11 protein-coding genes and 2 tRNA genes are annotated in these 14,881 nt (G+C 51.1%); 2 read left to right on the top strand and 11 right to left on the bottom strand.

All coding sequences use genetic code 11. The annotated features are described in order from the left end of the window. Positions 1–25 precede the first annotated feature (25 nt). Positions 26–385 carry a phage holin family protein gene (locus tag PAEVO_RS19045; RefSeq protein WP_100538961.1) on the top strand — a complete coding sequence of 120 codons (360 nt, stop codon included), beginning with the start codon at positions 26–28 and terminating at the stop codon, positions 383–385. 307 nt (positions 386–692) lie between these two features. After that, positions 693–1,079 (top strand): cupredoxin domain-containing protein, encoded by a 387-nt coding sequence (locus tag PAEVO_RS19050; protein WP_100538962.1) that lies wholly within the window; start codon positions 693–695, stop codon positions 1,077–1,079. A gap of 91 nt (positions 1,080–1,170) precedes the next feature. Here PAEVO_RS19050 and PAEVO_RS19055 read toward each other — a convergent pair whose 3' ends face one another. The 11 genes from PAEVO_RS19055 to PAEVO_RS19100 all read right to left on the bottom strand — a co-directional run bounded on the left by PAEVO_RS19055 (position 1,171) and on the right by PAEVO_RS19100 (position 14,763). Beyond that, positions 1,171–3,135 (bottom strand): cell division protein ZapA, encoded by a 1,965-nt coding sequence (locus PAEVO_RS19055; RefSeq protein ID WP_100538963.1) that lies wholly within the window; start codon positions 3,133–3,135, stop codon positions 1,171–1,173. Between the two features lie 259 nt (positions 3,136–3,394). Next, positions 3,395–5,845 carry a phenylalanine--tRNA ligase subunit beta gene (gene pheT, locus PAEVO_RS19060; protein WP_100538964.1) on the bottom strand — a complete coding sequence of 817 codons (2,451 nt, stop codon included), beginning with the start codon at positions 5,843–5,845 and terminating at the stop codon, positions 3,395–3,397. Between the two features lie 29 nt (positions 5,846–5,874). After that, complete coding sequence (gene pheS, locus PAEVO_RS19065) at positions 5,875–6,909, bottom strand: phenylalanine--tRNA ligase subunit alpha (RefSeq protein ID WP_100538965.1); 1,035 nt, start codon at positions 6,907–6,909, stop codon at positions 5,875–5,877. Between the two features lie 451 nt (positions 6,910–7,360). After that, a complete protein-coding gene (gene abc-f / locus PAEVO_RS19070) occupies positions 7,361–9,229 on the bottom strand; it encodes a ribosomal protection-like ABC-F family protein (protein ID WP_100538966.1) in 1,869 nt (622 codons plus the stop codon). A 91-nt stretch (positions 9,230–9,320) separates the two neighbouring features. Further along, positions 9,321–9,461 (bottom strand): hypothetical protein, encoded by a 141-nt coding sequence (locus tag PAEVO_RS33885; protein ID WP_165789685.1) that lies wholly within the window; start codon positions 9,459–9,461, stop codon positions 9,321–9,323. Positions 9,462–9,794: 333 nt separating this feature from the next. Beyond that, positions 9,795–9,865, bottom strand: a tRNA-Gly gene (locus PAEVO_RS19075). Between the two features lie 77 nt (positions 9,866–9,942). After that, positions 9,943–10,016 (bottom strand) — tRNA-Pro (locus tag PAEVO_RS19080). 182 nt (positions 10,017–10,198) lie between these two features. Beyond that, positions 10,199–11,161 (bottom strand): aldolase catalytic domain-containing protein, encoded by a 963-nt coding sequence (locus PAEVO_RS19085; RefSeq protein ID WP_100538967.1) that lies wholly within the window; start codon positions 11,159–11,161, stop codon positions 10,199–10,201. Positions 11,162–11,303: 142 nt separating this feature from the next. After that, positions 11,304–12,821, bottom strand: coding sequence for a leucyl aminopeptidase (locus tag PAEVO_RS19090; protein WP_100538968.1), 1,518 nt, complete (start codon positions 12,819–12,821; stop codon positions 11,304–11,306). 84 nt (positions 12,822–12,905) lie between these two features. Continuing rightward, on the bottom strand, positions 12,906–14,030 hold the full coding sequence (locus PAEVO_RS19095; RefSeq protein ID WP_100538969.1) for an ATP-binding protein: 1,125 nt from the start codon (positions 14,028–14,030) through the stop codon (positions 12,906–12,908). Between the two features lie 325 nt (positions 14,031–14,355). Beyond that, a complete protein-coding gene (locus PAEVO_RS19100; RefSeq protein WP_015737147.1) occupies positions 14,356–14,763 on the bottom strand; it encodes a hypothetical protein in 408 nt (135 codons plus the stop codon). Positions 14,764–14,881: the final 118 nt, after the last annotated feature.

The following is a 14,881-nucleotide window of genomic DNA, read 5'->3' on the forward strand; positions in this document are numbered from 1 at the left end:
GTCTTATTCTAAGGAGGCAGGTACCATGCAATTTCTCGGGCACGTTGTTCGATTTATCGTTGCCGCGCTCGTTCTTATGGTTGTCGGATGGATTGTCCCTCAATTCTCCGTCGGCGGATTCGGAAGCGCCCTGTTGCTTGCACTCGTCATCGCTCTGATTGGTTGGGCTATCGAGGGCATCTTCGGCAAAAAAGTCACGCCGTTTGGACGTGGCATCGTGGGCTTCCTAGTGAGCGCACTCGTGATTTACCTTGCCCAATTCATCGTTGGAGGCGTTAGCGTCTCCGTATTGGGCGCATTGCTTGCTGCACTGGTCATCGGGATCATCGATCTGTTCATTCCGATTTCCACCCCTTTTGAAGCAGGCAAAAACCGCAAAGAATAAGATAGAAGAACGCCCGCTTCGTTAGAGGAATCCTCTGGACCATCTTCTTGAACGAACCGATCGGCAGCTGTATTCCCCACATTAACCCCTTGTTGCTACTCTGCGCAGGGGGTTTTCATTTTGGGTAAAACCTCAATTCCTTTATTTCCATCTTCCCCTATATTATAAAGTAAATCCATATCATCGTTAGAAACCGTTCACGTTCACCAATTTTTCATAACACGTATGTGCATCCAATCTTTTTCTGCGCTATCATAAAGATTGGAAATTATATTTCACAATTATTTCATAGTCAGGAGAGATTATAGTGAAAAAAGGCATAGCTTTACTTGTTTCATGTATGCTCCTATTTGTATTGGCTGCCTGCGGCGGAGACCAGAAAGAGTCCCAGGGAGATTCAGGGATCTCGGATACTGGCGTAGCACCGGAAGCTGAACTCGTGATTAAGGGTACCAATTTTCAATTCGACCAAGAGGAATATCGTCTCAAGAAAGGGGTGCCCGTCAAGATTACGTACGAGAACGAAGACGGCAACCACGGCGTTATGATTCCTGCGCTTGGCCTGCAGCTGGACCGTAAAAACAACTCCACGGTTGTTACGCCGGATGAAGCGGGAGAATTCGAAGTTTCGTGTTCCATTATGTGTGGAGCGGGTCACAGCAAAATGATATCCAAACTTATCGTCGAAGAATAAGTAGGTCTTCCTCACGAAAAAAACCTCCGGATCGCCAGAGTATCCTCTGTCTAATCCGGAGGTTTTTTCAGGTTCACATCTTCGCCATGGCCTAACGCTGATCCTGCTCAATCAACTCGATCCACTCATTATATTCAACTTGGAGCTTCGCATACTCTTCCTTCAGCTTACGGTGTTCTTCTTCAAGCTGCGCAGATTGCTCCGCCTTCAATTCCTGCTCCGCCTGGAGCAGACGATATTGGTGCATAACCAGCTCATACTGTTCACCTAAATCGGAATACTGCTGTGCTGCTTCACTTTTTTCGCCTTCCAGGCGCTCACAGGCTTGGCGTGCGGACGCAATTTCCTGCTGCCAGGACTGGAGCTCTTCTTCGAGAGCAAGCTTGGTTCGCTTCCACTCATCACGCTCTGCGGCCAGCTTCTCGCTGCCCTCGGCAAGCTGTTCCCGTTCCGCCATCCATTGCTGGTATTGCTCCTGCCACTGAACGGCACGTTCCTCTGAATCCCTCAGCTGCTCGGCGAGTTCACGTGCGCGCTCTTCACTGGCAGCCGCCTTCTTGCGAAGCTCATCCAGCTGATTCGACACCGTATCGTACTCTTCTTCCAGCATGGCGTACAGTTTGCTGGTCTCTTCCTCTCGGATTCCCGCTTCCTTCGTGAGTTTCTCCAGCTCTTCATGACGAAGCTGCAGTTCCTTCAATTCCTCTTGGGCACTTCTGCGCTCGGACATGCTCCGGTCAGCTTCGTCTTTCATGACCTGGATCTCATCCTGAAGTCCCTTCATTCCTTCTTCCAGGCTTTCGTTCGCTTCCATAAGCTCGACAATTCTCATCTCCAGCTCGCCGGTTTCCTCTTTGCGCTGATCCGCCAGCGTGCGCCAAGATTGGAGCTCGCTGCTTAAACGCTGCAGCTCTTCCTGCTGTTTGCGGGAGGTCTGATTCGCATCCACCACAAGTTTCTGCAGACGACGGCGCTCTTCCTCCGACTTGGCGGATTCCTGCTTCAGGCCTTCGAGCTCCTTCGTCAGCCCTTCCACCTTCGTACGGAAGGAGCCCAACTCCTGCGAAGAGGCTTCGGCTTGCTGTCTGGACGATTGGAGCGTTTCCTTCAGCTTGTCCGATTCCGCTTTTACAGCACCCAGTTCCTTCTCCGCAGTCGACAAGCGTGATTGGAGCTGCCCGCCGCGAGTTCGCTGCTCGTTAAGCTGCTTCTCCAGCTCCTGGACGGTCGTCGTATGCTTTTGTTCCATATCCTGCACGGTTTTCGTATTCTTCTGTTCCAGATCCTGCACCGTCTTCGTATACTTCTGCTCCAGATCCTGCACGGTCTTCGAGTGCTGCTGCTCCTTTAGGAGGGCCTCTTGTTTATAGGTGCTCTCCTGTTTCTTCAATTGCTCAGCCAGCTTCTCTTCGGCCTGCTTCGCAGCGTTCCGTAGACTCTGTTCCAGCTTCTCGATGGCCTGCTTATGAGTGAGCGTCATCTGCGAAATTTGTCCTTCATAGCGGCGTTTCATATCTTCAATCGACTGCTTATGGCCGCTCTCCAGCTTCTCGCGCTGCTCCTTAAGACGTGCTTCAAGCTGCTGCTTCTCCTTCAGCAGTTCCGCCACGCGGTCGGATTCCTTCTGGAGCAATTCCTTCGTACGCTCTGACTCCGCGGTTAGATTCTCCTTGGACTTCCTGTATTCCTCAGCCAGCGTTGTCTGCTCCGCCAGCTTGTGCTCCAGCTGCTCTAACTGCTGACGATGTCTCTCCTGCTGCTCGATTTGAAGTCCTTGCACCTTGGCAAGCTCCGTGCGCAGTTCATTCCGCTCGGCCGTCATCTGCTTGGCCTCATTCTGAAACTCCAGCTTCTGCAAAGCTTCTTCCGCCATATGTACTGCAGCTAGGACGGCAATGCGCGGGGTATCCAATCGAGAGTGCGCCTTGGATATGGTACGCATGCGGTCATCTACATAATTCGCTACCTGTCTGGTATAATCACTGCTATTGCCAACGAGTTTATAGGAAGTTCCGTAGATGTCTACGGTAACGCTTTTACGGTCCGATGTAGTCAAAATTGTGCCCTCCTTCTATTATGTGTAGATTCTATGATGTCTGAAATGGTCTATTCTCTACATTCATTATATATGAGATAACATCTGTAGACGAACCTCAAGAAAACAGACCGAAGTTTGGTATATGATAACACAGTTTTGTGCTTATAATTATGTACCCTGCGGGCGTCCTGATGCAAATCCCAGTTCAATTTAGAGCAAAAAAGCCCGCATCGAATCTCTGATGTAATGGATTCGATGCGGGCGTTCACAATTCCTGCTATTTTCTTAATTCTGCGCCAAAAGTTTGCTGAAGGGCAGCAACGGCTTTTTCCGTGACGCCGGCAACCTCTTCATCGGTCAACGTCCGTTCCTGATGACGGTACGTCATGGAGATGGCAATACTCTTCTTGCCCTCTCCAAGCTTGCTGCCCGTAAAGACGTCAAATACCTGAATCTGCTGCAGAAGCTCACCTGCATTGTCCTTGATCACTTGAATCAGGGAGCCGGCTTCAACCTCCTCATTCACCACGATGGCAAGATCGCGTTCCATGCCCGGGAATCTAGGCAAATCGCGGTAAACAACGCGGGCGTTGGTCAGATCATACAGCGGCTCAAGCAGAATCTCGGCAGCATAGGTATCTTCCAAATCCAGCTCCTGCTGCGTCTTCGGATGAATTTGTCCAAGTACACCTAACAGCCGCTTGTTCTCGCCTTGACCCGCATATACGGATGCGGAACGTCCCGGATGGAAGCCAACCGGTCCGTTGGCCTCGTAGGTGATGTCTTCTGCGCGAATTCCAAGGTAATCTAGCACTGTTTCGAGTGCCCCCTTCAAATCGAAGAAATCCACTTTGGCCGGCTGGACATTCCATTGCTTGCTGCCTTTGCGTCCCGACAACAGCAAACCGAGAACCGGACGCTCCAGCGGCTGCTTCGTCAACGTCTTCTCATGCGTATGGAACAGGTTCCCTATTTCAAACAGAGCCAGGTCCGGCTGCTTACGGTTATGGTTGTATACTGCGATATCCAGCAGCTGCGGAAGCAGGCTGGTGCGAAGGACGCTGCGGTCCTCGCTCATCGGCATGGCCAGCTTAACCGCCGTGCCATCTGACGACAGCGCAGTGAACATTTCCGCTTGCTGCGGATGGATGAAGGAATAACCCAGAACCTCCTGGAATCCGCTATGCGTCAGCAAACGACGAAGCGAGCGGCGGATGGCCTGAGCGATGGTCAATGAACCCGGTGTCGTCGGACCTTCAATCGCCGTTGTCGGAATATTGTCGTATCCATACAGACGGGCAACCTCTTCAATGAGGTCCACGTCAAGCACGATATCGCCGCGGCGGGTCGGCACTTGAACATCCACCATTCCTTGGCCCGCATCTCCGCAAGGGAAATGCAATCGGGCGAAGATCGTTTTTACTTCAAGCAGAGACAGCTCCGTACCCAGATAACGATTGAGCTTCTCCAGCGACAAAGTGATCACGGTAGGCTCGGTTTGGGCACTGCCTGCTTCGACGATTCCCTGATGGACAGCGCCGCCGGCATATTTCGCCATCAGTGCCGCTGCACGGTTCAATGCAGGAATAACTGCGGCGGGGTCCACTTCCTTCTCGAAGCGGGAGCTTGCCTCCGAACGAAGTCCCAGCTGACGGGATGTTTTGCGGACGGTACCGCCATCGAACTTCGCCGATTCCAGGAAAATATTCAGCGTGCTGTCCGTTACTTCGGAGTCCAGGCCGCCCATAACGCCAGCCAATGCCACCGGCTTGCCCCCTGCTGTAATCACCAGCATATGCGGCTCCAGGCGGCGCTCCGTGCCGTCCAGCGTCACCATCGTTTCGCCAGCTTCAGCCATACGCACGTGTACCGCGCCATCCTTCAGCTGATCGGCATCAAAAGCGTGCAGCGGCTGGCCATATTCCAGCATCACATAGTTCGTAATATCCACGATGTTACTGATCGGGCGAACGCCTGCTGCGATCAACCGGTTCTGCATCCACAGCGGAGAAGGACCGATCTTTACTCCCGTAATGTAACGTGCCGCGTAATGGCTGCACTGCTCATCAGCACCAATCGTAACCGAGATATGATCAGCTGCTGCATCTTGAACCTCCAGAATCTCCTTCTCCGGGTTCGGAAGACTCAGCTCACGTCCCAGAATGGCGCTCACTTCGTAAGCTGCTCCCAGCATGCTGAGGCAGTCGGAGCGGTTCGGCGTCAGATCCAGCTCCAAAATTTCATCGTTCAGACCCAGCACATCCAGAATGGGTTTGCCGATTTCCGTATCAGCCGGAAGGACGAGAATCCCTTCCTGCAGCTCTTTAGGCAGCAGTTTGTCATTCATGCCCAGTTCCTTCGCCGAGCAGATCATGCCTTGGGAAAGCACGCCGCGCAGCTTGGCCTTCTTGATATCCATACCGCCAGGCAGCTTCGCGCCAACAAGCGCCACCGGCACCTTCTGGCCAGCATCCACATTTTTTGCTCCGCACACGATCTGGAGATCTTCCTCCTGACCCGCATCCACGATACATACATTTAGCTTGTCTGCGTCAGGATGCTTCTCCTTACTTTTGACGAAGCCTACGACCACTTTGTTAATGCCTTGATTCCGTTTCTCGATCACATCGATTTCAATACCAGCCGAAGTAATACGGCTTGCCAAATCCTCTGAGGTTACACCTTCGAGCGAAATATAATCGGACAACCAATCGGTTGAAACTCTCATTGTCTATTCACTTCCCTTTATCGTTAAAATTAGATCCGCGTGAACTGATTCAAGAATGCTGTATCGTTGTTGAAGAAGTGACGGATGTCATCCACGCCGTATTTCAGCATGGCAATCCGCTCAACCCCCATACCGAAAGCAAAACCGCTGTACTTCTCAGGGGCATAACCACCCATTTCAAGCACCTTCGGATGAACCATGCCGCAGCCTAAAATCTCAAGCCAGCCTGTTTGCTTGCATACGCGGCAGCCACTGCCGCCGCATCTTACACAGGATACGTCCACTTCCGCGCTCGGCTCCGTGAACGGGAAGAAGCTTGGACGCAGACGGATCTGCGTGTTATCGCCGAACATCTCCTGCACGAATTGCAGCAGCGTCCCTTTCAGATCACTCATGCGAATGTTCTCGCCGATCACGAGGCCCTCGATTTGGTGGAACTGGAACGAATGCGTCGCATCATCGTCGTCCCGGCGGAATACGCGGCCCGGGCAGATGATTTTGACAGGCGCTTTTCCTTGCATCGACAGCATCGTCCGGGCTTGCACCGGGGATGTCTGAGTACGCATCAGCAGATCTTCCGTCAAATAGAAGGAATCCTGCATGTCACGTGCCGGGTGATTCTTCGGCAGATTCAGCGCTTCGAAGTTGAAGTAGTCCGTTTCCACCTCGGGTCCTTCCGCTACCTGGTAACCCATCCCGATGAAAATATCCTCGATATCCTGGATCACCTTGCTCAAAGGATGAACCCCGCCTTGGCTGAGCTTGCGGCCCGGAAGGGTTACGTCCACCTTCTCTGCACGCAGACGCTCTTGCGTTTCCTGCTGCAGGAATGCTTCCTGCTTGCCGGTGATGACTTCCTCGATCGCGCCCCGAACGTCATTGGCCACCTGGCCGATAACGGGACGCTCTTCTGCGCTCAGCGCTCCCATTCCGCGCAGGATTTCCGTCAAGGCACCTTTTTTGCCAAGGTATTTCACCCGCAAATCATTCAGCTGCTGCGGATCGGTAACATCCTGCAATTGCGCCAATGCTTCCTGCTTTAATGCTTCTAATTTTTCCTTCATGGCTATTCGCACACCCCTTTGTAAACTCCATCATTGTACTGAAAACAAAAAAGGCCTCTCCTCCCGAAAAGGGACGAAGAGACCGTGGTACCACCCTTGTTAACATGTTTCATACCCTAACCAAGGCGGTAAAAGCCTTAGGCCCTGAGTATGCCTCATCATGCTCACTTGACCGACGTAACGAATCGGACCCGTTATCCCCTACTGAGCGGCAGCATGCCGTGTTCAGGGAACTGCTCCGGAGCGAACTTCACTAGCCTGTTTCTATTAGGGACACTCTCAATCTACGGTATCCCTTCCCTGTAAAGAGGCACTAGCTACTTTTCTCCATCCACGCATTTGTTACATATGCAAATATATAGGGTTTATTATATGCAACCTTTCGAGATATGGCAAGTTTCATTTCCCCATTTTAACCCCATCTGGCTGATTTTAATCGCGATCCTTGATCTTATTCCGACTGAAGCCTGACCAGCTCAGCCCGAAGCTCCCTGATCTCGGCAAGCCAGCTCGCCTCGTCCCCGGCTTCAAGATCTTCGGCTGATAAGCCCAGTAATTCCTGAATCCGGTATTCGAGCTCCATCCGCCGATTGTCCTTCTCCGTATTCCCCCTGATCACACCGGTCCGCGAGGCCTGTTCTTCCTCCTCGTCCACACTTCCCTCAAACCAAATCGGAGCTTCTCCAGGCTTCAGCGTGAGCAGCCGGTTCGCGATTTTGCGCACCAGATACCGGTCGTGGGATACGAGCGCAATTGCACCCGGAAAGCTCACGAGTACTTGTTCAATCACCTCTCGGGTATCCACATCCAGGTAGTTCGAGGGTTCATCCAATACGAGCAGATGCGCCCCGCTGAAATACAGCTTGAGAAAAGCCGTTCTGCACTTCTCCCCCATGCTCAGCTGCCCCATCTTCTTAAACACATCGTCCCGCCTGAAGAGGAATGAGCCCAGCAAAGTACGGGCACGGCTCTCCGTCATTCCCGGAATGACGAGCAGACTGTCCAGCAGCGTGGTTTCATGTTCAAGCCCCTCAAGCTCCTGTGAGAAATAACCGATCTTGACGGAAGGATTTCGGGTAATCCGGCCCTCCTGCGGTTCGATTTCGCCCAGCAGCAGCTTGAGCAGTGTCGTTTTCCCGCTCCCGTTAGGGCCTCTTACGGCCAACCGGTCGCCACGGTTCAGATAGAAGGTGAGTTTATTAAAAAGCGGTTGATCTCCGAATCCAAAACAGATGTCCTTCACTTGGACAAGGGTCCGGCCGCCGAAAGCTTCCCCTTCCAGCTCCATGTTCAGCTTAGGACCGCTTCGCGGTTTATCCACCCGCTCTGCTTCCAGCCGTTCCAGCGCTTTTTCCTTGGCATGATATCTTGAGATGTTCTTCTTGGCCTTGGCCTTGTAAAAGCTGGCGGTGATCTTGACATCATTGACGTCCCCGGCCGCGTTATGCGCTTTATGGAACCACTCCTCGTATCTTCGGATCGATTCCTCCAGCGCTTTGCGGGCCAGCTCCTGCTTCCGGTAAAGCGTCTCCTGTTCACGCAGCTCCCGCTCCTGTTCGCGGCGGTAATCCGTATATCCTCCCCTGTAACGCCGTAGCTCCTCTGAGGTCAGCTCACATACGGAGGTTGCTACCCGGTCGATGAATTCCCTGTCATGGGATACAAACAACACAGTGCCTTTATAGGACGACACCAGCCACTGCTCCAGCCAGACCAAGCTGTCGCTGTCCAGATGGTTTGTAGGCTCGTCGAGCAGTAAAAATTTCGGTGCCGATACAAGGAGCCCTGACAGCATGACCTTCGTCTTCTGACCTCCGCTCAGCTCACGGTAGGACACAGGCCACACCTCCGGCCCGATGCCCAGCATCGTCATCGCCTTCTCCACCTCGGTCTCCCACTGGAAACCGTTCTGGGACTCGTAGCGCTCCAGCAGATTGCCATATTGCTCAAGCAATGGTTCCATTTCTGCAGCGCTGCCGCCGTTCATCCGCCGCTCGACTGCGGCAAGCTGAAGCTTCAGCTGCCATAATGTTGGGTGACTGCGGCTGCGCACCGTATCGATAGCACTCCTATCGACTTCGTCCGGCTCATCCTGCTGCCTGAGCCAGCCCCAGCGCTCTCGTGGGAGAATCGTCTCCACAACGCCCGAGGTCGGTTCGAGCTCGCCGGCCAGGATCGAGAGGAGCGTGGTTTTGCCGGTGCCGTTACGCCCATACAGCGCAATCCGTTCTCCCTCCGCCACCTCCAGCTGAATGCCCTCAAACAGCGGCCTTCCTTGGAGCTCCATACTTATATCTTTCGCTTTTAGAATCATGGTCATATCGCCTCATCCTCTCTCTTTGAAAAAACTAAAAAACCGCAAGCGCTGGCCTGCGGCGGATGTTATAAAGAGAGGTATGGGTCTGGTCTGATTAACGGGACAAATTCGCACGACCGACACGACTTCGGCTGTTCATTCCAGTCCAGCCTTGACTGTTATTGAGATGAAGCTCAATAACCTCGGCCGTTAGCGGAAGCTGCAAATCCGTTCCGTATATGTGATTGTTTTGCATAAGAGCACCGTTTTGACATAACAAAAAGAGGTACCCCAGTCACATTGTTCAGACACACCAAATCTCTCCCTCTACCGCCGTAGAGAAACGCCTGCAAAACCACATGCAGTTGTTTAGAGAAAAGGGTGTCTTACTTCATTGGACTGGGTTACCTCGCATTCTTGGAATGAAATTATGGTCATTATAACAGATATTCTTCGCTTGTAAAAGGGGTATTACGGAGTCACTATATATTTGAATGCCTGCTATCCCATGTTTATTCCGGTCCCATTCACATTTCAAAAAAAGCAAACAAAAAACCCTTGTCACCAAGGGTTTCCGGTTCTAACTATAAGCGGGTGATGGGAATCGAACCCACGCTACCAGCTTGGAAGGCTGGAGTTCTACCATTGAACTACACCCGCACATATACCTACAAAAGTGACGCTATGCTTCGGAGCATATTTCGATTACTTTTGCGAGGCCCTAATTCATAAGCGAATCGGGACGACACGATTTGAACATGCGACCCCCTGGTCCCAAACCAGGTGCTCTACCAAGCTGAGCTACGTCCCGATAGTGAAGATGCTGTCTTTTGAAGACAAAAATAAATATACCATGTCGAACATATAATTTCAACATGTATTTTATGGAAAATGGGTTGTCCGTATTAGAAAGCAAACAGCATCCTTCCGAGGAGGGAAAGATGCTGTATTTCCTTAACTTATATAGGTAGCAAGGCTGCAAGAGCACCTTGCCTATTTCTTGTCGAAAGTCACTTCCGGCGTCGTCAATTTATCATAAAAATCCACAATTTTGTCTTTATCGTCCGATGCACGGAGTGCCATGGCGGAGCGTGGATGTTCGTCCAGGGTGCCAGTAATCATGTAAGGCATGATATAACCCCACTCTTCTTTTTCGCGAAGAGGGATCATGTAGCGCTCGATAATGTCCAGAACCGGACGCAGCTCATACTTCGTCCCTTTCAGATGGGTTACCAGCAGCTCGGTCGGGCAGTTGCCGGCCGCACGTCCCATACCGTACACGGATGCATCCAGAAGCTCAACGCCAAGATCTGCAGCAACCAGCGTGTTGGAGAACGCCAGCTGCATGTTGTTATGGGTATGAACGCCCAGACGTTTGTTCGGCAGATGCATCTTGAACTTATTCACAAGGTATTCCATGTCCTTATGATCAAGGCTTCCGTAAGAATCGACGATGTACACCACATCCACGACGCTCTCCCTGATCAGCTCAAAAGCTTCCAACAGCTCATTCTCCATCACGTTGGAGAGAGCCATGATGTTCAGCGTAGTCTCATATCCACGATCGTGGAAGGTCTGTACCAGCGCCAGCGCCTTATCCACGTCTTTGATGTAACAAGCGACACGGATAAGATCCAGCAAGCTTTCCTCGCGCGGCAAAATATCGTCTTCATCCACACGGCCGATATCTACAAGTGCGGACAGTTTGGTTTTACCTTTATGAGGAATCACTTCTCTGAGGAACTCATCATCCAGAAAACGCCAAGGGCCCGCTTGATCAGCGCCTTTCAGCAGTTTAGGCGAATTTTTATAACCGATTTCCATATAGTCCACGCCAGCCTCATTCAGGCCCGCATATAAATTTTGTACGAATTCCACACTAAAATCCCAATTATTGACCAGTCCGCCATCGCGAATGGTACAGTCTACAATCTTTGTCTGACTACTCTTAATCATTCTAAGCTAAACTCCTCTCGGCAATTTTTCTCTTCATCATACTTGAATGCCGGTTGAAAAGTAAAGCAAAAACGTCCGAAGGACGGACGTTTTTCAAAGGGATATCGGACTGCCACTGCCTCTTCATTTCATAACAAGCTCTTCAATCCATGGCGACCTGGGCCTGCTTGAGTATCCAGTCGGTGATGGTGCGGACGAGCACGCCGGTTGCCCCTTTAGGATCCACGCCCCGCTCCTTGGATAAATATGCCGTACCTGCTATGTCAAAATGCACCCAAGGCAGCCCATCAGCAAATGTCCCCACAAAAAGACCGCCTGTTATCGTCCCGCCTTCTCGGCCCGTTTGATTTCGTAAATCCGCCACCTCACTCTTCAATTTATCCCAGAACTCCGGATAGGATGGCAGCGGCCATATTTTTTCGCCGGCCCTCCGGGAGGAGGCAATAAGCTCCTGTAAAAAGGTCTCATCATTGGTTACGGCCCCAGTGGCGATATCCCCCAGAGCCGAAACAACAGCCCCCGTCAATGTGGCCACATCAATCAATCGCGAAGCCCCGAGCTGCTTGGCATAGGTCATTCCGTCCGCAAGCACGATACGGCCCTCGGCATCCGTATTCAATACTTCGATGGTGCGACCGCTCAGTGTCGTGACGATATCGCCGGGTTTAAAGGCGCTACCACTCATCACATTCTCCGCTGACGGAATCACCATCACTACATTTACTCTGGGGCGAATCCGTCCCAGCGCTTCCATGACGCCCAGTACGGTAGCCGCCCCGCCCATGTCGCTGATCATATCCTCCATCCCGGATGCCCTCTTCAGCGAGACGCCACCGGTATCAAACGTAACCCCCTTACCAACAAGGCCGACAACATCCTCCCACGTCTCCCGTCCCTGATAACGGATCGCAATCATGCGCGGTGGATGTATGCTGCCCTTACCGACGGCCAGGAGGCCGCCCATGCCCTTCTCGACAATTCCTTCCTCGTCCAGCACCTGGGCTTCAAAACCGTACCGTTTCGCAACCTGAAGCGACTTCTGGGCCAAGTCTTCCGGCAACAGCATATTGCCGGGGAGGTTCGTTAAATCCCGTGCCAGACAGGTCGCTTCCCCAATCGCTGCGCCTAATGACATCCCCTTTGTCCACCCGGCTTCAAATTCCGCGTCCATATCGCCTTCTATATAATAGAGGATTTCTTCTATATTCGTTTGCTCGGAAGCATCACGCTTATAATGAGGTTTGCGATAGCTTCCGAGGATAAAACCTTCAGTTAAAGCCTGAGCAGCATCTTGCGGAGTCTGTTCCGCGGTGAAGTTGACCATCGTATTCGGAATTTGAATGGCAGCACTGCGTACACCCGGTTTCCTGGCGGCTTTTACCGCTTGTGCTGCAAGCAGCCGCAGCTGCTCGGATGTCAGAATTCCTTCTGGACGGCCCAGCCAAATTAATAGGCGCGCTCCGCCTTCGATGCTCTCCGGCCATACGAATGACCGATGGGCAGTGCCGTCAAATAACCGATTCTCGGCCAACTGTTTGAGCAGCGGATCCCACGACTCGGAAACACCGCCTTCCGCCGCTTGTTTTTTCGTTACGGGAACAATGATGGCATCGGTATGCACATGCCCGGATGATAAACGGTCCTTTAATGTCCACTTCATGCGTTCTTCTCCTCCTAAAAAAGAAAAAGCCATTCCATCGGAACAGCTGCTCTCGTATTCATTTCAGGCACGTATCGTACAATCTTAGACTTCCGAAACGTCCAACTTGGGAAATGTAATCACAAACTCCGTCCCGGCACCTATCTGGCTATCCACGGCAATCGAGCCGCCATGGTTCCGGATAATACTGTAACTCACGGATAATCCAAGCCCCGTTCCACTCTCCTTGGTCGTGAAGAACGGATTGAACAGATGGTTCAGTGTATTCTGATCCATGCCGCCGCCGTTATCCGAAATACAGATGTTGATATGTTTCCCCGTATCGCGGGCGGAAATATCAATCACTCCGGTGATGTTCTCATCATGATGTTCATTAATCGCATCCAGGGCATTTTTAATAATATTCAGAATCACCTGTTTGATCTGCTTCACATCCACGGATATAAACGCAGGCGGGGTCTTATCGGTATGCAGATTAATCTGGCATCCCTTCATTAAGGCTTCACTTTCAGTTAGCAGAACGACTTCCTTCAATAATGAGGATACGGACACAATCTTGGTTTCTGGAGCCGAGGGCTTGGAGGAATTTAGAAATTCATATATAATATCATTCGCACGATCGATCTCCGTAAGTATAATTCTGGCATACTCGTCCTTACCTAAACTTACGAGATGCGGACGAAGCAGTTGGATGAAGCCACGGATGGAGGTGAGCGGGTTGCGTATCTCATGGGCAATGGAGGCCGAGATCTTTCCCAGCATGGCCAGCTTATCGTTCTGATAAGCGGTTTGCTCAATTCGTTTGAAGTCGGATACATCCTTCACGCTGATCAGAAAATCGCCTTCCATCTGGTCCCCATAAGTCATCGTGATCAGCCACGATCTGCCATATTCATCAACCAATTCATGAAATCTCTTGCGATGGAATACCGTTTCCCGAAAAATGCGAAGTATTTTCCTCTTTTTAAATTTGGATAGCTGGGGATGACGCAACAGTTGGGTCAGCGTACAGCCAGTCAGCGACTTACGGGATACACCTAGTAATTTTGCCATCTGTACATTAACAAATGCCAACACACCGTCACTATCAAAGAGGATGATCCCGCTGTCGAGATTCTCCAGTATGTTCTCATACTTGTTCCTAATAAGCTGGCTGGAATGAAAAGAACGAATTGCCTGCAGCTCAGATTCACGGATTTGACTCAACAAGATGGCTCCCCCTTTTCTTGAAAAGTTGAACTCACCAAACCGACAAAAAAACTTGCAAAACTCAGCTTGTCCGCCTTTGAATCAGAAGCAGCCCGAATCTGCTTCCTTCCATGATAGTCATCGAGACAAAGAAACGTCAATCAGAAATCCTGTCGAAAAATGGAAAATTGCATAAAAATACCATTCTCCACTCTTATGTATTTTTGTTTATGTATTGTATATAACACCTATTTTCAAACAACTAATATAAACAATTACCCCCTTTTGTTTGATTTGAAACATTAAAAAAGCCCCGGGCATTCACGAGGCTTTATTAATTCCTGCATTAAGGTTGCTTCTGGAGCCGGAGCCTGCGCTGACTCATCACGGCAAGCCGTCTTTTCAGTTCGCCCTGCCACTTCTCATCCTCCATCCATTTGGCAACCACCAGGAGATCTAACGACATATCAATCTGACTCTGCACCACCGTTAGCGGATCCTCCGACTCCCGGTTGACAACATTCTCAAAAATCGCATCCTCATCTTCCATCACATAATCCTGAAAATCCACCTGGGATGCTCCGTCACCATGGGCATATTCAGCTAATATTTCATACTCATTCTCTACCCGATGATGTACCTCGACGCGATGGCAGACCGGACAAGACAGCAGGGGAACATTATGTACTTGAGTGCGATAATGCTTCAGTGTACCCTTTGTACCCATCATACTAGCCCCACAGCAAAAACTCATATCGTTCACCCTCCTTTTGTGGATTCTCTACCGTTTCAAAATATTGTATTCGCTTTCAGTCCCGCTAATTCCTTCATGAAAAAAACCTCGATTAAAATTTTAGGCGCGATTCCCTAAA

Origin of the sequence: Paenibacillus sp. GM2FR (genome assembly GCF_002803325.1) — a bacterium.
Classification (GTDB): domain Bacteria; phylum Bacillota; class Bacilli; order Paenibacillales; family Paenibacillaceae; genus Paenibacillus_AQ; species Paenibacillus_AQ lautus.